The following is a 22,634-nucleotide window of genomic DNA, read 5'->3' as shown; positions in this document are numbered from 1 at the left end:
GAAGTGGCACCATCCCGGCTGCAAGCAGACCGGGCTACGAGACTACATATCTTTGCCATTTCCCGATCTACGTCGTCCTGAGCGCGTCTTTTGGCGCGAAGGATCTCCTGCAAGCGGCACGGTGCCAATATGGGGAGATCCTTCGCGCCAAAAGACGCGCTCAGGACGACGTGGAGCTGACAAGCACGTCGTCCAGAACAACCTGGATTCAGGAGTAGATACAGATGAGCCTCAGGATGAAGCATCCTTAATTTCTGAAGGAAACACATGAATTGTACTGTCATTGGCTGTTTCAGCAGATTTTACATTAGTTTTATCTGACGGTTTCCCTTTGGTTTTACGCGGTAAGTCTTCTTCCGAGGCCACCAGTTGTTCCAAGGTATCTGCATTGACTGCCTCAGAAAAATAAAATCCTTGTCCCACAGGGCAATTTAGCTCATTTAATATTTTAAGTTGAGAGAGTTTTTCTACCCCCTCAGCTACCACAGAAAGTTTTAAAGCAGTGGCCAGTTTAATAATGGCATCAACAGTATCTTGTTTTTTCTCATTTTCATGAATAGCCATAATAAAGGATTTATCAATTTTTATTTCGTTTATAGGCAGATTGGTTAAGTACACAAATGAGGAGTATCCTGTACCAAAATCATCAATGGAAATTTTTATACCAAGACTTGCCAAGCGGTTAATCACTTCAACAGCACGGCTTTGATCACTTAAGCTGGTACTTTCAATCAGTTCAATGGTGATGTAACGCGCAGGCAAATCGTACACATTGAGCAAGCTTTCTATGGTATAAGGCAATTCAATATCAATAATATCGACAGCAGATAAATTAATTGCCACCTCAATATGGACACCGTTGTTACGCCATTTACTCGCTTGTTCTATAGTTTGTTTCAATACATACAGACTCAAGGCTTTAATGAGCCCAGTCCTCTCTGCAACCGGAATAAATTTTTCTGCGCTCATCATGCCAAAAGTAGGATGTTCCCAGCGCAAGAGGGCTTCACATCCTTTAATTTTTCCAGTTTTTAAATCAATTTTTGGTTGATAATAAACGAGCAGTTGCTCTCCATCGATGGCTTTTTTCAATTCACTCATGAGAATAAGGCGATTCGGACTTCCCTTATCCATAGAGGTATTGTACACCGCAAATTCTTTACCCGCTTGTTTGGCATGGTATATAGCCAGATTAGCACGCTGAATCAGGGTATCTGCGTCTTTACCGTGTTCGGGATAAAAGGTAATTCCTGCGGTAGCGGTGATGTCTATAATCACGTCTTCAAGAGCAAAATGGATGGCCACTGCCTTTTGGACCTTTTTAGTTAACAGATAAGCTTGCTCATGTTTTTCCAGAGCAGGGCATAATATGGCGAAATCATCCCCACTAAAGCGTGCAACCGACATGGGTTCTTCAACGGTGCTTTTCAGGCGCTGCGCAAACTGTTTTAACAGGCGGTCTGCGTTGTAATTACCAAAACCTGAGTTTAAATCTTTAAAATTATCAATGTTGATGGCGATAATGGCCAATAAGCCTTTTTTACCTTTTAAAACGTTTATTGCCTGATTCAGGCGATCTACGAACAACACGCGATTAGGCAAATCAGTTAACATGTCATGACTGGAATCATGTTCTGAACGTGAGGCTAACTCACTGGTTTGCAAGCGTAATTCATGGGTTTGATCCATAACCATGGCGCTGGCGGTGTAGGACATCACGGAACTTATTGATTGCCCCCAAAACATGAACAGTATCGGCGACAAGTCCAGCATCCATAAAGCAACATTGGTGCTCTGGGCTTTAATAATACCGTTTATGGTTATCTTTCCCTCTATCTGGTAAGCCACGGCCAGGGTAGCTATCACTATAGCGATTATAGAAATAGTTAATCCTATATAGGCGAAGCGGCTGACTTTACTCTTGAGAATGCGTGCATTGTTTTCGAAAGTATGTTTTATTCTTTCCATTTTATACGCCTTTACATGCCCTATATTAGGTATAGATGAATAAATTTAAAACAGCAAATAGGAGAGTCGAAAATATTTTATATCTTCTACACCTCGCCCGATTCATATCGCCGATTCACGTCGCCGATCCACGTCGTCCTGAGCGCGTCTTTTGGCGCGAAGGATCTCCTGAAAGCGGCATGGTGCCAGTATTTGGAGATCCTTCGCGCCAAAAGACGCGCTCAGGACGACGTAGATCGGAGAATAGCAAAATAGAAAACTGCAAGCAGACCTGGCTACAATCGCCTCTGGTTTCTTCCTCCGAGTCATAGTAAAGTTACTGACTTTAAAATCTGATTCAAAATTCCATGGCAAAATTATATTTTTATTATGCAGCAATGAATGCAGGAAAGAGTACGATATTACTGCAATCCAGCCATAACTACAGAGAGCGCGGCATGCAAACCTTGCTTTTTACTCCTTCTATTGATACCCGCTATCAATCTGGAACTATTTCATCTCGTATCGGTTTATCCGAGGAGGCGTTTGCATTTAACAGCAGCGATGATTTACATGCCATAACGTTGAACTTGCAGCAGAACAAGACTAAATTTGCCTGCATTTTAATCGATGAGGCCCAATTTCTTACTCGGGAGCAGGTGTATCAACTCACTGAAATTACTGACAAAATGTCTATTCCCGTCCTGGCTTACGGATTGCGAACGGACTTTCAGGGAGAGCTTTTTCCTGGCAGCCAGTTTTTGCTTGCCTGGGCGGATGAATTAATCGAGTTAAAGACTATTTGCCATTGTGGGCGAAAGGCCATTATGAACATGAGGATAGACGGTAAGGGTAATGCAGTAGTTGAGGGTGACCAGGTTTTTATTGGTGGAAATGAGTCTTATGTTTCGACTTGCCGATTGCATTATAAAAGCAGGGAGGCGAGTAGTACGGCCTCGCGATTAATGGCACTTCCATAACTCACGTTACTTAAGATGTTTCATTCTATTCGTAGCCCGGTCTGCTTGCAGCCGGGATCGAAGTGGCACTATCCCGGGGGGCAGAGTAGAAACACTGTTCCTGCCAGTATAACTGTTCCGCTTCCTGACGGTCGCGGCTCGGTTTTCGTGTGTTCGTATTGACTTCATCGTGCACCGGAAACCGAGCCGCGACTGTCAGGAAGCGGAAGTTTTGTTATGGCACAGTGACTGATTTAGCATTGGTGTATAAGAGGTGTAGAAGAGACATCCTGCTTGCATGCGGGATAATGCCACTTCGATCCCGGCTGCAAGCAGACCGGGCTACAAAACATCTACGGTTCCCATGATGCCGACTATGGAGACCTGAGTCATAGTGATACAGACTGGCTCGTTAAATTATTGTTCAAGAAAGATACCAATCTTATTTGAATTTTGATATAATTTGCCGCAACTTTCAGACCTGGATAAGGAGTAAGCGTGTCACATTCTGTTGCAGTGGAATCGAGGACCTTCGTGCCCCGTGGTGACTTGATGGCTTGGGTCGTTTGCTTGTCTGCCGGTCTTTTCTTTTTATACGAGTTTTTTCAACTCAATATCTTTGATGTCATTAACCAGCCTTTACGTGAAGACTTTCACCTTAATGCAACCCAGTTGAGCTGGATGTCCAGTGCCTATTTATGGGCTGATATCTTGTTTTTACTGCCTGCCGGAATCATTCTGGATCGCTTTTCCACTCGCAAGGTTATTTTGACGGCCATGCTGGTTTGTGTGATTGGTACAGTCGGTTTTGCAATGACCAACTCCTTTATACTGGCTTCCTTCTTTCATTTTCTTTCCGGCATAGGTAATGCTTTTTGTTTCCTGTCTTGTGTGGTTCTTGTTTCTCACTGGTTTCCTCCGCGCAGACAAGCTTTAGTTATTGGTTCTCTGGTCACCATGGCATTCATTGGCGGTATGATGGCTCACACCCCTTTTGCCCATCTGAACGAAATGTTCGGTTGGCGTAATGCCTTATTGATTGACGGGGCTGTGGGAGCTGTGCTGTTATTATGGATTTATCTGGTGGTGCAAGATAAACCCGCTGACTCTCCTGTGCAAATCAGGAAAAACAATGGGCGCATTCTTCCCAGTTTTGTTGTGGCTTTATCCAATTCGCAAAATTGGCTGGCTGGTTTCTTTACGTCATTCTTAAATCTGCCCATCATGGTTTTGTGTGCCTTATGGGGAGCTACTTACCTGCAAGTAGTGCACCATTTGCCAGAAATTGCTGCCAGTAACGTGGTAAGCCTGATTTTTATGGGAAGCGTGATTGGCTGTCCTTTGGTGGGATGGTTGTCTGATTCTCAAGGTCGTCGTAAACCCTTAATGATTATTGGTGCGGTTGCCACATTAATTACTGTTATTCCTTTGTTTTTAGATACTACTCTTTCACAACTGACCTTAAGCATTATCTTTTTTGCTTTGGGCTTCTTTACCAGTACACAGGTTATTGCTTATCCTATGGTCGCAGAAAGTAACAAACCGGAAAACACTGGGGCTGCCACTGGAATTGCTTCCGTCATTATTATGGGCGGCGGCGGTGTTGGCCAGGTTTTGTTTGGCTGGCTGATGTCCCATCATGCAGGTGCGGCAGTGGCGCAATATACTGTTGCTGACTTTCAATACGCAATGTGGATGTTCCCGATTACTGCCCTTGCAGCTTTAGTAGCTGTTTTGATGGCGCGTGAAACATACTGTAAACGATAAGCAACAAGCAGAGGAGTAATAATGCAGATAGTGGACGATTTCAGAGATTATGATGATTTTAAAGCATCGCTCTTACCTTGGATGGTATGTTTTGCTGCCACTTTATTCTTCTTTTATGAATTCATACAAGGCAATATGTTTGCGTCTATTGCAGCAAACATTATGCAGGATTATCAGATTCAGGCTGATAAAATGGCATATTTGTCGAGCATTTATTATCTGGCTAACGTTTTGTTCCTGTTTATTGCTGGAATGATTCTTGACCGATTTTCTATTAAAAAGACCATATTGATTGCCATGTTCCTCTGTGTCATGAGCACTTTTCTTCTGGCCTATTCTCATTCCTTTTATGTTGCCTTGTTATGCCGATTTATTACCGGTATTGGCAGTGCCTTTTGTTTTCTGGGGCCTGTGCGTCTGGCTTCTCACTGGTTTCCTCCCAAGCGCATGGCTCTGGTAACAGGCGCTATCGTCACTGTGGCCATGACTGGCGGCATGATGGCTCAATATCCTTTAACCAAACTGGTTGCTTATGTAGGATGGCGTCAGGCAGTTCAGGATGTTGGTGTTCTTGGTTTGGTGATGCTGATTCTTATGTTTTTCTGGATAAAGGAAAGACCTCAGGTTGCAGTCAAAAAAGAAGGGCAACCTATTGATGTTCTGGCTGCTGCGAAAAAGGCTTATTTAAATCCTCAATATTTAAGGGCCGCTCTTTATACCAGTTTAATGAATATGGCGATTGCTGTGTTTGGCGCGATGATGGGTACATTATATCTTGAGCAGCGTTTGATTATCAGTTCCGAACAGGCTTCCATGATCAATGGTATGCTCTTTTTCGGGGCAATAGTTGGGGCGCCATTTGTGGGTTGGTTATCCGACAAAATGAATTTGCGTATTTTGCCTATGAAGGCCGGGGTTTTTGCTTCAATGCTTACCTTGCTGGCTGTTTTGTATCTGCCTGTATCTGTGAGCGTTATGTCTGTATTGTTTTTCTTGCTGGGATTCTTTACATCAGCCCAGGTCATCAGTTATGCCCTGGTTGCAGAAAGTAGTCCTCCGGCTATGACGGCAACTGCTGTTAGTGTTATTTCCATTTTGACTCAAGGCGGATATCTGATATATCAAAACCTGTTCAGTTCTTTACTGACCAATTATGGTGGTATGCACATGATCAATGGTGTTCCTGTTTATCAGCTCGAAGCGTATCAACATGCAGCTTTGATTTTACCTCTGGGCTTACTCATTGCTTTTCTGCTGCTCTTTGGCTTGAAAGAAACCCATTGCCGCCAGACTGAGAATTAACAGTGACAGGTCGCGTTTGTATTCTATTGATGGATTCCTTTGGTATTGGTGCCAGCCTCGATGCTGTCCGTTATGGCGATGAAGGGGCTAATACTTTTGTTCATATCCATGAAGTATGTGCCAGAGGTGAGGGTGATATTCCAGGCGTACGCCAAGGGCCACTAACACTGCCCAATCTGGCCAAATGGGGGTTGTATCATGCCGCTGTTGCCAGTTCTGGAGTACGTTTTGTGGATTTGTCCACTCTGGCTGAGCCTATTGGCAGTTATGGCTATGCTGTGGAACAAAGTTTGGGTAAAGATACTCCTAGCGGTCATTGGGAATTAGCCGGAGTTCCCGTCTTGTTTGAATGGGGCTATTTTCCTGATACACCCCATTGCTTCCCGAAAAAATTGATTGATGACTTCATCCAGCAAACGGGCTTACCCGGTGTGCTGGGTGAAAAACATGCTTCAGGCACTACAATTCTTGATGAATTGGGTGAAGAGCACATGCGAACAGGCAAGCCTATTGTTTACACTTCTGCAGACAGTGTATTTCAAATTGCAGCTCATGAAGAAACTTTTGGTCTTGAGCATTTGTATCAAATATGTGAGATTGCGCGAACTCTGGTGGATGAATATCAGATAGGCCGTGTCATTGCACGTCCCTTTATTGGTAAACCAGGTTCTTTTAAAAGAACAGCTAATCGTAAGGATTATGCCACTCTTCCTCCCGAAAAGACTTTGCTTGATTATTTGAAGGCTGCTGGGCGTGAAGTCATTTCCATAGGAAAAATTGCAGATATTTATGCACATCAGGGGGTTACTCAAGAGATTAAAGCAGATGGTAATATGGCTTTGTTTGACGCGACCTTGACGGCATTTAAGACGGCTCCTGCTGGAAGTCTGACCTTTACCAATTTTGTTGATTTTGATTCCTCCTTTGGTCATCGCAGAGATGTGGCTGGCTATGCTCACGCTCTGGAAGAGTTTGATGCACGTTTGCCAGAGCTCATGGCGTGCTTGAAAGAGGGCGATTTGGTCATAGTTGCCGCGGATCATGGCTGCGACCCAACATTTCCTGGCTCTGATCATACCAGAGAACATATCCCTGTTTTGGCTTATGGTCCAAATTTACCAGCCCGTTTCCTCGGCCGCCGCGACAGTTTTGCAGACATCGGACAAAGCCTTGCGGAGCATTTGGAAATCGAGCCATTAAACCACGGTGTTTCATTTTTATTGTAAAACCGAACCGCGCGTGAGAGCGCGGAACAGTTCGATGCACTCCATTGTTGATTATTCACCTGAAACTTCTTGTTCATTCGCAAATCCAAAAGTTCCGCTCCCTCACGGTCGCGGCTCGGTTTTTGTGCGTTCGTATCTACTTCATCGTGNCCCGGAAACCGAGCCGCGACCGTCAGGAAGCGGAACAGTTCGATGTACTCCATTGTTGATTATTCACCTGAAACTTCTTGTTCATTCGCAAATCCAAAGTTCCGCTCCCTCACGGTCGCGGCTCGGTNTTNGTGCGTTCGTATCTACTTCATCGTGNCCCGGAAACCGAGCCGCGACCGTCAGGAAGCGGAACAGTTCGATGTACTCCATTGTTGATTATTCACCTGAAACTTCTTGTTCATTCGCAAATCCAAAAGCTCCACTCCCTCACGGTCGCGGCTCGGTTTTTGTGCGTTCGTATCTATTTCATCGTGCCCCGGAAACCGAGCCGCGACCGTCAGGAAGCGGAACAGTTCGATGCACTTCCTTAAGATGTTTTTGTAGCCCGGTCTGCTTGCAGCCGGGCTACAAGTCTGACATTTTTTTATTAAGTCCATTGAATTTTCACTTATCGTCCCCATTTGTAGGGTTTAGGTATGATTTGGGGATTAAATTGACAACAATACTTTCAGTCAGACGTGGTAATCAGGTGGTTATCGGTGGTGATGGCCAGGTTACTTTGGGTAATACGGTGATGAAGGGAAATGCCCGTAAAGTAAGACGATTATATAAAGATAAAGTACTTGCCGGATTTGCAGGCGGTACAGCCGATGCTTTTACCTTGTTTGAACGCTTTGAAAGCAAACTCGAAATGCACCAGGGGCATTTGGTGCGAGCTGCAGTGGAATTGGCCAAAGACTGGCGGACTGACCGAATTTTACGGCGTTTGGAAGCCGTGCTTGCTGTTGCGGACAGTAAAGCCTCGCTTATTATTACGGGAAACGGTGATGTTATTGAGCCTGAAGAGAGCTTGATCGCCATTGGTTCCGGTGGACCTTATGCTCAGGCTTCCGCCAGGGCACTGATGGAAAACACTCAATTATCCGCAATGGAAATCGTCCAGAAATCATTAACTATTGCTGGTGATATCTGTATTTATACCAACAATAATTTAACCATAGAAGAATTGAATGATGACAGTAAATAATAGTGTAGTAATGACGCCCAGGGAAATTGTCCAGGAACTGGATAAACATATTATCGGACAAGATGATGCAAAACGAGCCGTAGCCATTGCACTGCGTAACCGTTGGAGACGGATGAAAATTCAGGATCCGGTATTGCGTAATGAAATCATGCCCAAAAATATATTAATGATTGGGCCGACTGGTGTGGGTAAAACCGAGATTGCCCGCCGCCTGGCGAAACTGGCTCATGCACCTTTTATCAAGGTTGAAGCGACCAAATTCACCGAAGTGGGCTATGTAGGGCGTGATGTTGATTCTATCCTGCGTGATTTGACGGATATAGCCATCAAGCAAGAACGCGAATTTGCGATGAAAAAAGTAGCGCATTTAGCTGAAGACGCTGCGGAAGAGCGGGTTTTGGATGTGTTGCTGCCTCCAGCGCGTGGAGTTTTGACTCCGGGGGAAAAAGACAGTACTGCACGGCAAGTGTTTCGTAAGCAATTACGTGAAGGTCTGTTAAATGACAATGAAATAGAAATTGATATTGCTGCATCTCCTGTGGGTATTGAAATCATGGCGCCTCCGGGAATGGAAGAAATGACCAGTCAATTGCAATCTATGTTTCAACAGGTAGGTTCTCATAAAACCAAAACACGAAAAATGACCGTTGCCAAAGCAATGAAGATTTTACGTGAGGAAGAAGCAGCGAAACTGGTGAATGATGAAGACATTAAAGCTCGGGCAATAGAAAGTGTTGAACAGAATGGTATCGTATTTATTGATGAGTTGGATAAAGTAGCAAAACGTTCCGAGAATACTGGAGGCGGAGATGTATCCCGTGAAGGGGTGCAGCGTGACCTGTTGCCTTTAGTCGAGGGCACCACCGTATCCACCAAATATGGAATGGTTAAATCGGATCATATCTTATTTATTGCCTCTGGAGCCTTCCATGTAGCCAAACCTTCTGATTTGATTGCTGAGTTACAAGGACGCTTGCCTATTCGTGTGGAATTGTCAGCACTTACAGTCAATGATTTTGTCCGCATCCTTACAGAACCCAGTTCTTCATTAACCTTGCAATACGCTGCCTTGATGGAAACCGAAGGATTAGTCCTTAAGTTTAATGAAACCGGCATAAAGCGCATCGCAGAAGTGGCCTGGCAAGTGAATGAGCGCATGGAAAACATAGGCGCACGTCGTTTGTATACGGTGATGGAGCGCTTGTTGGAAGTCGTTTCGTTTGAAGCAACTGATAAAGCGGGTGAAACGGTATTGGTTGACGAGGCATATGTTAACAAGAATCTTGGCCAGCTTATCGCCGATGAGGATTTGGCACGTTATATTCTTTAGTTGTAACACCAAAAAGGAATAACTGATTGATTTAAATATATAAAAAACTGTAGCCTTGATGCTTCGACACATATTCCCCGATCCACGTCGTCCTGAGCGCGTTTTTTTGCGCGAAGGATCTCCTGAAAGCGGCATGGTGCCAATATTTGGAGATCCTTCGCGCAAAAAAACGCGCTCAGGACGACGTGGATCGGGGGACGTCGATCGAGCTACACTTCTTACGCTGCCAAAAGAAAATCAATCAAGCCCGCTGAGCTTACTTTTGCGCCTAATTGAAACATAGTATAACAACCGAATTTCTTTTTTATCGAAGCAATATAGCGCTCTACCGTTTTGCAGGATATTTCATTAATGGACGCTATCATATCCGCTGATTTTCCCTGCTTTAACCAATACAGACAATTACGTTCCTTTTTCGTCAGGTAATAATGATAAAAATGTTTAAAGCGCAGTGGTTGCGAGCCCTGGGTCACTAAATCTATTTCTTTAGGATTAGAGGTCAGTAATTGTATTTCCGGAGCTCTTTCCTGCTGTCCTAGGTGCACAGGATGATCATAAACAGCAGCAATTTCAGGCATGTTTAACAGGCATTCGTCAAAGTAATCAATATAGGCATGCAATGAATCCAAGTGTGAAAAATAACGCTGGTTTATCGCTTCATCATCCATTGCACCACTAAAATGATAACAATGCGTCATGTCTGCTTCATGGCGGGTAATCGACAGAGTATGGCTTTGATCAAAATCAGCAGCCATTTGGTAAAGTGCCTTGCTGGTTGTCTTCAACTCGGTAAAATCCCAAAAGTTATATTCGTATTGGTCTTTAGCCCGATTATCGCGATAATGGACATCTGATTTGGCATGGCCGGAATTTAAATACTCAAAAGCATACTCAGCTTTTGAACCCAGACAAAAGGCATTGTTCTGTGAGTCCACTGCCGTGTAGCCAAAAAAGACAACACCGAGCTTGTTCAGTGGCTTACAAACGTCACTTAATATATGATGATTCTTGATACTGGGATTTAGTTCTATCATCTGGCACTCCAAAATTATTCAAATATAGTACCATATGTATAAAAAATAATCAATAAAATGTAACGCCAGTTCCTGGATTCAATTCTAAAATAATCTGAATCTTACTCAAACGCATTCAGGAAACCAAACAAACTATAGGTACATTCACTAGATCGCATCGTTATGATGCAAGATAGTAGAAAATTCAACAAGTCCTGATTGATCATTCCAAATAACGCAGGTAAGATGATTTTTCCCTTTACTTTTACCTGGTGTTTGATGTCGCATTTTGATATGAACAAACTGGTGGTTCTGCATTTATATAATTATATGAAGCCTAAAGGTGAGACAGATCCTTTATCCCAGGTAGAAAAAGAATGTCAGGTCGTCAAAGTATCAACCTGCATGAGAACTATTTATATTTTAAATAGCGACGCATTGACCAGTGCCAAACAAATCCAGGCGTACGAGGCTCTCATTTCGTTTTTGAATAAAAAGAATCACTATTCCGCCGCAATCAGTTTTGAACGTCTTGAAGGCACAAAGGCCTATGAATTTTTGTTGTATTGGATGATTGGAGGGGTTAATCCCAAGCGCTTGTTTGATGACAGCCGAATCATTGGTGATGTGCGGGCAATCTGGAACAAGATGTTAGTGTCTCAAAGTCCAAGAGCCCGGCCATTAGTAGATTTATACAAACCTTTATTCTTTAGTCTGTTCACGGACAGCACACAATTAGCAGGTTTGGTTAAATTATATGATCGAGGCGAACTGTCACAGCAATTACAACGTGCATGTCAGAATTGCTCATGGGCCAGAGAAAAGGGATTTCTTAATCTGGTATCCGGTTTTAATTATCAATATTTTGCCCAAGGCACGCACTTGCATCATATGCAAACGAGCCTTGAAGTGCTTGAAAAGAAAATAATGGATAAAGCCCAATTGTCCTCATCTGGCGAAGTCTGTTTTTTTAAATCCAATTATGAAATAACTGAACAACAATTAACGGCTATATCCCAACGCCTGAAAGCAATTTTGGATTTAGCGCAATTGATAAATACTATGCTAAATGATAATTCCGATGAGACACTGTCAAGTGTTGGGTAGGATTTGTAGCCCGTATTAGGCGCCAGCCGTAATACGGGAATTAGTTTATTGCTACTCTGATCCCGTATTACGGCTGGCGCCTAATACGGGCTACACTCGCTGCCAGTATAACTGTTCCGCTTCCTGACGGTCGCGGCTCGGTTTTCGTGCGTTCGCAGATACTTCATCGTGCACCGGAAACCGAGCCGCGACCGTCAGGAAGCGGAATTTTTGTTACGGCACAGAGCATGATTCAGCATTGGTGTAGGGCATAAACCAAGAGGTGATCAAGAGACAGCTGCAAGCAGACCGGGCTACGTTCTGTTTTGATACTGCTTTCTTTGAATTAGAACATTAATAAACACCGTCATACCCGCAGTCAACAAAGGGATAAAGATAAAAAGAGACCAGGGGATTATAAATTGGCTGTCCATGATTGAAGCTGCGAGATAAACATTAATTAGTATTGCCGTTCCAGTCGCCAACACTCCTGCATAAATACCAATTAAAAAGGCTTCACTGCTGCGTATCCATAACAAATTCTTACGCCGCATTCCTAAAACTTTTAAAACCCGTGTTTCCTGTACTTTAGTGCTGCTAAAGGAAAAAATAGCCAGGGTCACAATGACAAGACCAGACAGAAAAGCAAAAAAGTTAATAAAGGTTATGGCATTAGCCGCCTGGTCCATAATGCCACGAATTTTTTTCATGGTATTGGCAATATCAATCAAGGTCACATTGGGTAATTGTCTGGTAATGTCGATTAATACTGCCTGCTTTTCTGGAGGCAAATAAAAACTGGTAATCATCGTTTTAGGTAGCGTATCCAGCAAGCCGGGCTTGAACAGCATGAAGAAATTGGGTTTAAAAGTATTCCAGTTAATTTTACGAAAACTGCTGATTTGAACAGTACTCTCCACACCTTCAATACGAAACTGTAACGTATCCCCCAGTTTTAATTGCAATTGGTCGGCCAATCCCTGATCCACAGAAACCCAGTTTTGTTGTGGATTAGTAACCTTCCATGAACCGGATGTAATTTGATTGCCTTCAGGCATTTCTTCAGACCATGATAAATTCAACTCCCTTTGCAGGGCATTAATCTGTTTTACCTTTTCCCCAAATTTCTGATTGACTGACTCGGAATTAATCGCAATAAGCCTTCCGCGCACCATAGGATAAAACTCGGTCGTTTTTATGTGTTCCTGTTGTAATGTCTCCTGCAAAACAGGCACCTGTTCTGGAGTCATATTGATCACAAAGTAGTTTGGCGTATGTTCAGGCAATTGTTGTTGCCAATCTTCAATCAAATGATTCTTTAACAAAACCAGACTTAACATGACAGTCAAGGCAAGCCCAATCCCTATGACCTGCAGAGCACTGTCTTCAAAATTGCGGGCAATATTATTAAAACCAAAACGCCAGTTTAAAGGAATGTGAACGTTACTTCTGACCAACAGGTTGAACATGAGCCAAAGACCAGCCAGAGCCATACCTATAAAAGCAAGGCATCCAGCCAATACCACCAGGGTAATGAGAAAGGAGTGAGTATAAAAATAAGCCATAAAGGCTAATAACAGCAAAGCAAGCCCATAGGTTAAATACGCACTGTTTTGCCACAATAAATGCTGCTGGCGGAACAGGGCAATGGCGCTGATTTTGCGTAATTGCCAGATATTGCCAGTAGAAAAGCAAAACAGCAGTACCATTCCTGTCGCAATGCTAAAGAAAAAAGGGCTCAAAGACCATTGCTGATCTATCTTTGGTAAAAGCCCACCGAGCCAATGAAGCAATAAAGGTTGGAGGGAATAGCCAATCACTGCCCCCAGCAAAGAAGCAACCAAACCAAGCAAAGCCAGACTGCTGAGATACAAGGTCATAACCTGTACCTGTGATGCGCCAAAACAACGTAACAGGGCAACTTGTTTCATATGCCTTTGACAATATCTTAGCGAGGCCATGCTGATAGCAACTCCGGCGAGTACAAGGCTCATTAAAGTACCGAAATTTAAATAATCCAGAGATTTTTGAATGGTGGATTCCAGGGTGTCATTACCTTGCTGGCTGTCTGTCCATTTTTGTTGTTCAGACAGACGGCCTTTCAAGAATTGCTGCAATTCATTTAACTGATTCTGGGAGCCATTGAATAACCAGGTGTAGGTAATCCTGCTGCCTGGCTGAATGACCTTGGTTTCAGGCACATCCTTTAAATTCATAATAATTCGCGGCGAGAGGGAGAACCAGTTTCCGGTTTGACCGGGTTCATCGCGAATGATACCGGCTATTTTAAAACTGCCATCTCCTATATGAATAGTTTGACCTGATTCGACGGACAAAACAGGCAGTAATCTCGGATCAAGCCATACAGTGCCCGGTTCAGGAGCCTGAGTCTGATTTATTCCCTCAGCGTCATCAGCCTGTTTCGCTATTTTAAGTTCCCCGCGAAGAGGATAGGGCGATGCGATGGCTTTGATATTGGCCAACTGCAGGTGATTCTGATAGTCCACCATGCTTAAAAAGGAAAGGGCGGTTGTCTGAGCCAGACCCAAAGAGTCTGCTTTTTGTACCCATTGAGGGTCAACAGCTGCAGGACTGCTAATCAGGGCATCAGCACCCAACATGGTACTGGCGCTTTGTGCCATTTTATTTCTGACCATGCCGGTAAAATTGTTCATGGCACTGACACAAGTAATGGCAATCACCAGAGCCAGAAACAATAAAGTAAGCTCGCCACTGCGCCATTCACGCAGAATTGCTTTAATCGCTAAAGGAAGGTTTAGCACTGTATTGCTCCATCCACCAGAGGCCAATGTAACTGGCAGCGCTTTGCCAGGGTTTCATCATGGGTCACGATCACTAAAGTGGTTTGATGATCCTCATTCAGCGAAAAGAGTAAATCGGTAATGGTTTTGCCAGTCTGTTTGTCCAGATTTCCTGTAGGTTCATCCGCGAACAAAAGGGTAGGGGAGATGGCGAAGGCACGGGCTATTGCAACCCGTTGTTGTTCTCCTCCTGATAATTGCAGAGGATAATGATTGCTCCTGTTATAAAGCCCTACCTTTTCTAACCAGTTTTCGGCTGTTGGCAATGGATTGGGCTGACGCATTATTTCCAAGGGCAGCATGACATTTTCTAATGCCGTGAGATTGGGCAATAGCTGAAAAGACTGAAAGATAAAACCAATTTGCCTTGCCCGTAGCTGCGCTCGCTGGTCTTCATCAAGCACCGTAATGTCCTGGTTGTTATAAAATATCTGGCCGGCAGAGGGGAGCTCCAATCCTGCCATCAGATTTAACAGCGAAGTCTTGCCTGATCCAGAGGCTCCGGTAATAGCAATAGTAACGCCGGCATTAATTTCAAGAGTGACGTTTTTTAAGATAGATAATGCATGTTCACCACTTTTAACCGTATAATCTACATGATTAAGTTTAATTATTGCGTTTGGAATGGTCATGAAATCTCTGCGTTTATTTTTATTGTCTTTGTTCATTATAGCACCCATTCATGCCAAGACTATTCTCATAGTCGGTGACAGCTTAAGTGCGGGTTATGGTATTGACGTGCAAAAAGGATGGGTCAACCTCCTGTCAGAAAAACTGCAGCAACAAGGCGATATCAAAGTCATTAACATAAGCACCAGTGGTGACACCACCAGCAATGGCCTGGCAAAACTGGCTCCCGCATTAAAAAAATATAATCCTGATGTGGTTATTATTGAGCTTGGGGCCAATGATGGCTTACGAGGGCTCTCTGTCAGTCAAATGCAAACCAATCTGGGAATGATGGTGGCCGACAGCCAGAAATCAGGAGCTAAAGTACTGTTGCTCACTACTTATCTTCCACCCAATTACGGAACAAAATTTCTTCAGCAATTTGCGAATGCCTATAAAGAAGTATCTCAGACTTACAAAGTTCCTGTGATGCCTATGTTTTTGGAGGGAGTCGCGCTCCACGATGATCTGATGCAAAGTGATGGCCTGCACCCTAATGAGAAAGCACAACCAATTATTCTCGAAAACATCTGGCCTTATTTAAAAACAGCTCTGGACGATAAAAGCAGTTAATGCCTTGTAGCCCGGTTGCTTGCAACCGGGATCGAAGTGGCACCATGCTGCTTTGGGGAGATCCTTCGCGCAAAAAGACGCGCTCAGGACGACGTAGATCAGATGTAATACGGGCTAAAAGTGGCTTTGGATGAATATCACATTGGAGAATATAAGTAGCGTGAATTATGGATAAAAAGCTTGATTTACTTCGACTGGATAAATCAATCTTCTTATCCCGAACATTAAGTAACTTTGAGAAAAAACAGGCCCAATCTATTTGGTCACAACAACATTAGAATCAAGATTTTTATGAACAGCATATCGAACACAATTGATCATTTAATAAATGAAGCCAGGTTATACCTTAATGAGACTCAATCTTTATTAAGTAAACTTCTGAAAGTCACTGCTGATACTGAAGATGACAGTTCTTCTGATGAAGATAAAATGCTTAAAATTCAATTAACGCTGCAATATCGTTTAAGCTGTGAAGATGCTTTGAGTTTTTTATTAAATCTTGATCATAATTTATTGTATTATCTTGGAATTCAACCGAAGCAATCTGCTCAAATGAATATGGATCGATTAGCCTATGCAGTAGGTAATGAAGATTTAAAACAGATACTGAATGTTTTAGCCATATTAACTGGTTCTCTGTCTAAAATCGTTGCACGATATAAAAACACCCATACTTCTTTTGCGTTACGGAATAGAAGCTCTCAAAAACATGACGTTATAACAAAAGAATTCTCCAGACTACTGGACAAACAAAATCAGTTTTTAGAAGTGTTGCACAAGATTGATGCGGAACTGGAGCAGATTGTAAAGTTACAAGCTGGAGAGCCTGTTTTTGATTACATTGCGGCCTTAAGAGGGCCTATTTCACATTTTCACCAAGCCATCATGAATGGTCTTGAACAAGGAAAACAGCTCTACCTCCAAGTAAATAAAACCCCTTTGCTTGATTACCAACTCAATAATTTGCTAAGAGAAACGGAACAAGTCCTTCATTTAATGCCTGCTACCTATAACCCTCACCCTAATTACCCTGTGAAACAGTTTGATCACCTGGCAACATCTGAACAATTAGAGCAACGTGCTGCCGCAAAACGACTACGGCCTTTTTTTGGATAAATAATTTCACTAGTGTCTCCAGGCTATTGACATTTCGCGAGCTTTCGTCAAAATCGCGGGCAGTATAGTGGTTTTAAAAGGAGAGTCAGGATGAGACAATTGATGTTGTTATCTTTAATTTTATTCACGGGCCTGGTTAATGCTTCGCCACACTGTGCGGGTATTCATACCTGGCATAATGTAACTGCAAAGGAAGGTCAATGGAACGTTATTTTACAGCCCATCAGTCAGCAAAGCTACTTTGCCGATGCGGCATGTAATGCGCTTACCACAACAACTTTATCTACAGCTCATTCATTAATCTATGGGTTTGGTTTTTCAAAAGATGCAGATTTTGATATTGCTTATACACTGACTGCAGTAAAACAGGAAGCATCATTTCAATCCAAAGCCTGTGTTTTTGTAATCACAGCTAAAGGTCCGGCGCAACCTGATATTACTGCTTTAAGTTACCACGGTGCTGTATGTGAATGGTCCATAGTTCCAGGGATTGGTGAAGATTTTGTGATTGGATGATGAAAGCAGTTAATGCTTTGTAGTCTGGTTTGCCGTAGGCTGGTCTGCTTGCAGCCGGGATCAAAGTAGCAATAATCTAATTCCGTATGACAGCTCCGCCTAATACGATCTAAACTGGTCATCAATTAGCTAAATATAGAGGTCGTAAAGCCCACCCGTTTAGTTAACTTCTAGTATTTTCCAATCAAATGACGTATATGTCATGACTAATTTGACATGTCAATTTTTATTTAATATTTTTATTTAATATAACGTGAGTTTGGGATAAGAGGCTTGATTTATCCAGTCGTTACTTCGATGCCGTTCGGGCTGAGGAAGCGCGATAGCGCTGTCTCGAAGCCTTGGCATGGTGCTAAGGCTTCGAGACGAGGCTAACGCCTCTCCTCAGCCCGAACGGCATCGAAGTAAATCAAGCTTCTTATCCCGAACTCACGTTAATATAATGATCCTATACATGATGGATATGGTTCAACGGTGATGATTCCAAATTTGAATATCGCAAATTATGTAGAGTTAGCCAGTGGATTACCATTCCCTAAATTTTTTCAGAAAAACAGAGATGGAGATCCTAAAGGTATTATCTTGGTTAAGTTGGGAGGTGTATTGTGATTACCAGTGATAAGCAATATGAAGTTGCAAAACAGCAATTGGCAATGCTAAATGATTCCCTTCACGCGCCTGCAAAAACAGATGTACCAAAGATAATACAAGAAGCAGGACATGCGCAAGTACAAGAATTAATGGCAGAGATAAAAGCAAAGATTGATGAATATGATAAGTTAAAAAACAGTGACCTCTCTGATCTTGAAATCCATTCACTTAGGGATCTAATGATAACCCCTATTCGTTATCGGATCGCTTCTAAAATGAGTATTGATACTTTTGGCCACAAAGTGGGTATTAGTGCACGCCAAATTATACGCTATGAAAAAGAAGAATATAAAAATGCCAAAACAACTACACTTACCAAAATATTGGATAAGTTGGATATCCATATTGATGGAAGAGTAGGTGAGTTTGAATCTAAAAGTATCACCTGTCTCTCGATCAATGGATCCGGTCGCTGAAGATTTTAAATATCTCAGCGATTACTCAGACTTAGTCACCTTCATTAGACAAAAGAAAATTTCCTGCTTTCTTACCAAAGAAAACTATTTTTGAAATATTATGGATAAAAGATCTAATACCTTATTTTGAGCGTCACTTTCAATAACACCTAGTTTTTTGACAATACGAGTGCGATCAATTGACCTCAACTGATCAAGCGCAATCTGCCCCTTTTTGTCTTTAAATTCTGTCAATATTCTGGTTGGAAAATTATCTTTAATAGTGCTTGTCATCGGCGCAATGATTACTGTTTTTAACCTACTCAAATTCATTGAGTCCGGTGATATAATTAACGCTGGACGTGTTTTTTTTATTTCCGAACCAATTGTAGGATCAAGATTGACTAAAAAAACATCAAATCTTTTTATTTTTACCATGTCCATTCATCCATATCAAAATCATTGTTTATATTTAAATGGGGCTCATCACTACTATCATCTACTGCAGCGTTGAATTGCTCTAACCATCCATCTTGCTGATTTTTGATTGGAATTAACGTAAGCACGCCCCTTTCATCTGCTCTAATTTCCAATTCCTCGCCAGGATGTAAATGAGCTTCTTTAATGATAACTGAGGGAATACGAATTCCGATTGAATTTCCCCATTTGGTTAAAGTAACAATAGACATGGTAACTCCAGATATGTATATTCATAGTATAATTATACTAAGTTTATACATTTGTTCAAGTCATTAGTTTACGGAAATTAGGGTCTGTCAACAGACCCTAATGACTTATAAATAATTAAAGTAAAATTAATGGGGATTTTTAAACATAAAAAACTTCGCTGTGTGATATTTCAGTTCAGGATAAAGTGCCGCCTTATTGCTTATTCTGAAACAACTCCTCCAAACTGACACTCAAGGATTTTTGCAATTCCTTATCATTTTTTCTAAAGATACTTTTCCAATCCTCTGCAACCGAGCTTGCAGCATCCAGATCCATGTGTCTCGGCAAGCGATAAGGTAACAACTGCGCCAATTGATATAAGGTCACATGATTCAGATCCCTGCTTAACATAAACTGTCCATCTGCTGTAGCATGAATAAGTCCCTGATCGGTTAAAACAGTAATCATTTCATCCACATCGACTGCAAAAGGCTGATGACTTGCATCAACCAGTTCATTAAAAGATACTGCTTGTCCATTTTGCTGCGCCAACCAAAGCTGGTGCAACCAGAGCAAAGAATGTGAAAATCCGTCAACAGGTGAGCCGCTGCGCCGCTGATGATGAACCGATAAAGCATAACTGATTTCAGCTCCCAAAAGAGTGATGATCCACATCCAATACACCCATATGAAGAATATAGGTACGGCGGCAAAAGCACCATAGAGCAATTCATAGGTATTATAACGAATCAGGTAAAAGGCAAATCCCTGCTTCGCTGTTTCGAACAAAATCGCTGCAAACAACCCTCCCCAAAAGGCATGGCGAATTTTAACCGGACAATTGGGAACAACTACATATAAAAAAGTAAACCCTATTAAAGAGAGAAAAAAAGGCGAATAATTTAAAAGAAAAGAAGGGGCATGATGCTCAATTAACAAAGGCATTGATATAAGGTACGAACTGGCGGCAAGGCTTAATCCCAGAAGGACTGGCGCCAAAGATAAAATAGCCCAATACAACAAAAATGCCGGAACCCCATGCCGTGACGAACTCACCCGCCAAATCTTGTTCATTGCCCGTTCAATAGTAAACATAACTAACAATGCTGTAACAATCAAAAAAGCCACACCCCAGATAGACAATTTTGAAACCTGAGAAGCGAATTGTTGCAAGTAAGCCTGCACTACCTTACCCGTTGCAGGCACAAAATTGTCAAAAATGAAATTCTGTACCGGATCTGCCAACCCCTGAAATACGGGAAAAGAAGAAAAGATGGCTAATCCAACTGACATTAAAGGGACAACAGCAAGCAACGTGGTAAATGCGAGTGCCGAAGCAATGTACGTGCATTCATCCTGGATGAAATGCTGAATAACAAAGCGAACAAAGCGGTCGCAAGCGTAATAATTAGAAAGGAACCATTTTTTCCAATGCATGAGATCACTCATGTTAAGTTAGGGTACGTCATCCTGAGCAAAGCGAAGGATCCATTATCTGTTTTTAGTTTACCTTATCGTATGGCCAATTTAAAAGATACTGTGTTTGCGGAAATAGATGATCTTAAAGAATAAATTCGCTAGAGTATTACATAGAGAGGAGTCTTTACTCATTTGTAATCAGCCTCACTTCAAGGATAAATAACATCAGAATGTTAAGAAAAAATGAGATTTCAGGGCTCTATGCTACTGTCCTGCTAAAAAATATATCAAAACTGTAAGGTGAAAAATATCCATAAAAACAATGCACAATAAAAACATCTTGATTCAAAAATTTACAAATCTGTAACAATTAGCCGTACCGTTCGTGCATTGCATGAACTATGCTTAAATTGGGTAGTTGCAAACTGGGGATGGGATATGTCTACACAAACGATTATTGGCGTTGTCAGGGCTCTCAATGGCTTACTGGAAAAAGTCAGTGCACAGGGCGAAACACATTTAGTAAAATCCGGAGCTCCATTGCATCAGGGGGATATGCTCACTTTGTTAAGTGGAGAAGCATACGTCCAGTTCATCAATGGTTTTCCCGAGGCCTTATCTTTGGAAAAACCACTGAAGCTCGATGGAATTTCACCCGCCCTGAAATTCGGCGCTCTCGATGGGAACGCAGAAATAATTCAGGAAGCCGTAGCCAAAGGCATAGATCCTTCTCTTATCCTTGATATTTTAGGTGCAACTGCAGCAGGTATTGATACGCATGGTTCAAGCGGCGAGGCATTTTACATGGATCCCATGTACGGTGCTGGCCTGGTTTCTGCAGGATTAGATACCTTACCCATATCTATTAGCAACTACATCTCTGATTATAATCCTAAAGGCATTGTTTATGTGGAGCCTGGCGATCAAAGCGCCTCTAATACTTCTGCCCTTCCTTCAACCAACCTAAATACTACCCCTATTTTTGGTAGCGTTACAGAGTCTGGAGGCAGCCTCAGCAACCCCACGGTAGGAGTTCCTTCTATAACAGGACAATTATCAGGTTCTGGCAGCTTCACTCCAGCAACATTCCAGGATGCCTATGGTAAATTTTCCATGGATTCGACCGGAAAATGGTCCTATGACCTCTACAATGATTCTGCAGAAGTTAATTCCATGCAGGATGGTGAAACAAAAACAGTCTCTTTAACAGTAGAGACGTCTGATGGCATACCACGCCAGGTTCAAATTACTATTCACGGTGCCAATGATGCCGCTGTGATCGCTGGCGCTATCTCTGGTGATGTTACCGAATCAGGGGGATTTAATGATTCCATTCCTGGTCAGCCAGAATATAAGGGGCAATTATTTGCGGAAGATCCTGATAATCCTGAAAATACCTTCAGGGCAGTTAATGACGGACAAACCGACCATGGTTATGGTACTTTTAGCATTAACCAAAATGGAGAATGGGTTTATCATTTAGATAACAATAATCCTGCTGTGAATTCCTTAAAGGCTGGGACCAACATAGAAGATACCTTTACTGTGTATTCCGCTGATGGTACCCCGCAGGAAATTACCATTGTAATAAATGGCACCAATGACATCACCACTTTGAGTTTAAGCGCTAGCGGCTCCGTAGACGAAGGTGGCTCCATTACCTATACCGCAACCTTAAGCCATGCCGCGCAAACTCCGGTGATCGTCACCTTATCCAATGGGGAAACGATTACCATTGCCGCTGGTGACACGAGTGGTACTGTTAATGTGGCCGCCCCTGGCGACGATCCCTACCTTGATGGCAGCACGGTCAGTGCCCACATTACCGGCGCCAGCGGGGGTAACTTTGAGGATCTGGCCGTGGATAACACTGCGGTGGATACAGTCATTACCGACACGCTGGATACGACCACCTTGAATTTAAGCGCCAGCGGCTCCGTAGCCGAAGGCGGCGTCATTACCTATACGGCGACCTTAAGTCATGCTGCCCAAACTCC

At 42.7% G+C, this 22,634-nt stretch carries 20 protein-coding genes; 13 read left to right on the top strand and 7 right to left on the bottom strand.

Annotated elements, in window-relative coordinates:
• Positions 1-231: 231 nt before the first annotated feature.
• Positions 232-1,968 (bottom strand): putative bifunctional diguanylate cyclase/phosphodiesterase, encoded by a 1,737-nt coding sequence (locus tag B094_RS15680; protein WP_018576504.1) that lies wholly within the window; start codon positions 1,966-1,968, stop codon positions 232-234.
• A 347-nt stretch (positions 1,969-2,315) separates the two neighbouring features.
• Between B094_RS15680 and B094_RS0103965 the strand changes: the two genes are divergently transcribed.
• The 6 genes from B094_RS0103965 (at position 2,316) to hslU (ending at position 9,708) form a co-directional block, all read left to right on the top strand.
• Positions 2,316-2,927, top strand: a complete 612-nt coding sequence (locus B094_RS0103965) for a thymidine kinase (protein ID WP_018576503.1) — start codon at positions 2,316-2,318, stop codon at positions 2,925-2,927.
• 477 nt (positions 2,928-3,404) lie between these two features.
• Positions 3,405-4,673 carry an MFS transporter gene (locus tag B094_RS0103960; RefSeq protein WP_018576502.1) on the top strand — a complete coding sequence of 423 codons (1,269 nt, stop codon included), beginning with the start codon at positions 3,405-3,407 and terminating at the stop codon, positions 4,671-4,673.
• Positions 4,674-4,694: 21 nt separating this feature from the next.
• Complete coding sequence (locus B094_RS0103955) at positions 4,695-5,975, top strand: MFS transporter (RefSeq protein WP_018576501.1); 1,281 nt, start codon at positions 4,695-4,697, stop codon at positions 5,973-5,975.
• Between the two features lie 2 nt (positions 5,976-5,977).
• Positions 5,978-7,201, top strand: coding sequence for a phosphopentomutase (locus tag B094_RS0103950; protein ID WP_026253864.1), 1,224 nt, complete (start codon positions 5,978-5,980; stop codon positions 7,199-7,201).
• Positions 7,202-7,844: 643 nt separating this feature from the next.
• The gene (gene hslV, locus B094_RS0103940) at positions 7,845-8,378 is read left to right on the top strand and encodes an ATP-dependent protease subunit HslV (protein WP_018576498.1); all 534 of its coding nucleotides are present in this window, start codon (positions 7,845-7,847) and stop codon (positions 8,376-8,378) included.
• Positions 8,362-9,708, top strand: a complete 1,347-nt coding sequence (gene hslU, locus B094_RS0103935) for an ATP-dependent protease ATPase subunit HslU (RefSeq protein WP_018576497.1) — start codon at positions 8,362-8,364, stop codon at positions 9,706-9,708. Before hslV ends, hslU begins: the two co-directional genes overlap by 17 nt.
• Positions 9,709-9,926: 218 nt before the next feature.
• On the opposite strand, the gene B094_RS0103930 is transcribed toward hslU, so the two are convergent.
• Positions 9,927-10,742: a helix-turn-helix transcriptional regulator gene (locus B094_RS0103930; RefSeq protein WP_018576496.1), complete on the bottom strand. Its 816-nt coding sequence runs from the start codon at positions 10,740-10,742 to the stop codon at positions 9,927-9,929.
• A 258-nt stretch (positions 10,743-11,000) separates the two neighbouring features.
• Between B094_RS0103930 and B094_RS0103925 the strand changes: the two genes are divergently transcribed.
• Positions 11,001-11,828: a hypothetical protein gene (locus B094_RS0103925; protein ID WP_155823573.1), complete on the top strand. Its 828-nt coding sequence runs from the start codon at positions 11,001-11,003 to the stop codon at positions 11,826-11,828.
• Positions 11,829-12,121: 293 nt separating this feature from the next.
• On the opposite strand, the gene B094_RS0103920 is transcribed toward B094_RS0103925, so the two are convergent.
• Together B094_RS0103920 and B094_RS0103915 are read right to left on the bottom strand one after the other, a co-directional pair.
• The gene (locus B094_RS0103920) at positions 12,122-14,590 is read right to left on the bottom strand and encodes an ABC transporter permease (RefSeq protein WP_018576494.1); all 2,469 of its coding nucleotides are present in this window, start codon (positions 14,588-14,590) and stop codon (positions 12,122-12,124) included.
• Positions 14,584-15,261 (bottom strand): ABC transporter ATP-binding protein, encoded by a 678-nt coding sequence (locus B094_RS0103915; RefSeq protein WP_018576493.1) that lies wholly within the window; start codon positions 15,259-15,261, stop codon positions 14,584-14,586. The genes B094_RS0103920 and B094_RS0103915 overlap by 7 nt, the downstream gene beginning before the upstream one ends.
• Between B094_RS0103915 and B094_RS0103910 the strand changes: the two genes are divergently transcribed.
• The 4 genes from B094_RS0103910 to B094_RS0103890 all read left to right on the top strand — a co-directional run bounded on the left by B094_RS0103910 (position 15,260) and on the right by B094_RS0103890 (position 18,570).
• Positions 15,260-15,871, top strand: a complete 612-nt coding sequence (locus B094_RS0103910; RefSeq protein ID WP_018576492.1) for an arylesterase — start codon at positions 15,260-15,262, stop codon at positions 15,869-15,871. The genes B094_RS0103915 and B094_RS0103910 overlap by 2 nt on opposite strands.
• Before the next feature lie 291 nt (positions 15,872-16,162).
• Positions 16,163-16,987, top strand: coding sequence for a hypothetical protein (locus B094_RS0103905; RefSeq protein ID WP_018576491.1), 825 nt, complete (start codon positions 16,163-16,165; stop codon positions 16,985-16,987).
• 90 nt (positions 16,988-17,077) lie between these two features.
• On the top strand, positions 17,078-17,503 hold the full coding sequence (locus tag B094_RS0103900) for a hypothetical protein (protein WP_018576490.1): 426 nt from the start codon (positions 17,078-17,080) through the stop codon (positions 17,501-17,503).
• 605 nt (positions 17,504-18,108) lie between these two features.
• Positions 18,109-18,570, top strand: coding sequence for a helix-turn-helix domain-containing protein (locus tag B094_RS0103890; RefSeq protein WP_018576488.1), 462 nt, complete (start codon positions 18,109-18,111; stop codon positions 18,568-18,570).
• A gap of 84 nt (positions 18,571-18,654) precedes the next feature.
• On the opposite strand, the gene B094_RS0103885 is transcribed toward B094_RS0103890, so the two are convergent.
• From B094_RS0103885 to B094_RS0103875, 3 genes are all read right to left on the bottom strand, one after another.
• Entirely contained in the window at positions 18,655-18,987 is a 333-nt protein-coding gene (locus B094_RS0103885) for a type II toxin-antitoxin system PemK/MazF family toxin (RefSeq protein ID WP_018576487.1), read from the bottom strand.
• Positions 18,981-19,238 carry an AbrB/MazE/SpoVT family DNA-binding domain-containing protein gene (locus B094_RS15675; RefSeq protein ID WP_018576486.1) on the bottom strand — a complete coding sequence of 86 codons (258 nt, stop codon included), beginning with the start codon at positions 19,236-19,238 and terminating at the stop codon, positions 18,981-18,983. The genes B094_RS0103885 and B094_RS15675 overlap by 7 nt, the downstream gene beginning before the upstream one ends.
• A gap of 193 nt (positions 19,239-19,431) precedes the next feature.
• Positions 19,432-20,655 carry a YihY family inner membrane protein gene (locus B094_RS0103875; RefSeq protein WP_018576485.1) on the bottom strand — a complete coding sequence of 408 codons (1,224 nt, stop codon included), beginning with the start codon at positions 20,653-20,655 and terminating at the stop codon, positions 19,432-19,434.
• On the opposite strand from B094_RS0103875, the gene B094_RS17250 reads away from it, so the two are divergent.
• Together B094_RS17250 and B094_RS15670 are read left to right on the top strand one after the other, a co-directional pair.
• Complete coding sequence (locus B094_RS17250) at positions 20,650-20,790, top strand: hypothetical protein (protein WP_018576484.1); 141 nt, start codon at positions 20,650-20,652, stop codon at positions 20,788-20,790. The genes B094_RS0103875 and B094_RS17250 overlap by 6 nt on opposite strands.
• Positions 20,791-21,075: 285 nt before the next feature.
• On the top strand, positions 21,076-22,634 hold a 1,559-nt coding region (locus tag B094_RS15670), incomplete at its 3' end, for an immunoglobulin-like domain-containing protein (protein WP_018576483.1).

This window comes from Legionella shakespearei DSM 23087, from assembly GCF_000373765.1.
In the GTDB taxonomy this organism is placed as follows: domain Bacteria; phylum Pseudomonadota; class Gammaproteobacteria; order Legionellales; family Legionellaceae; genus Legionella; species Legionella shakespearei.
Note: the sequence above shows the minus strand (reverse complement) of the source record. Positions and strands in the feature narration are given on the sequence as shown.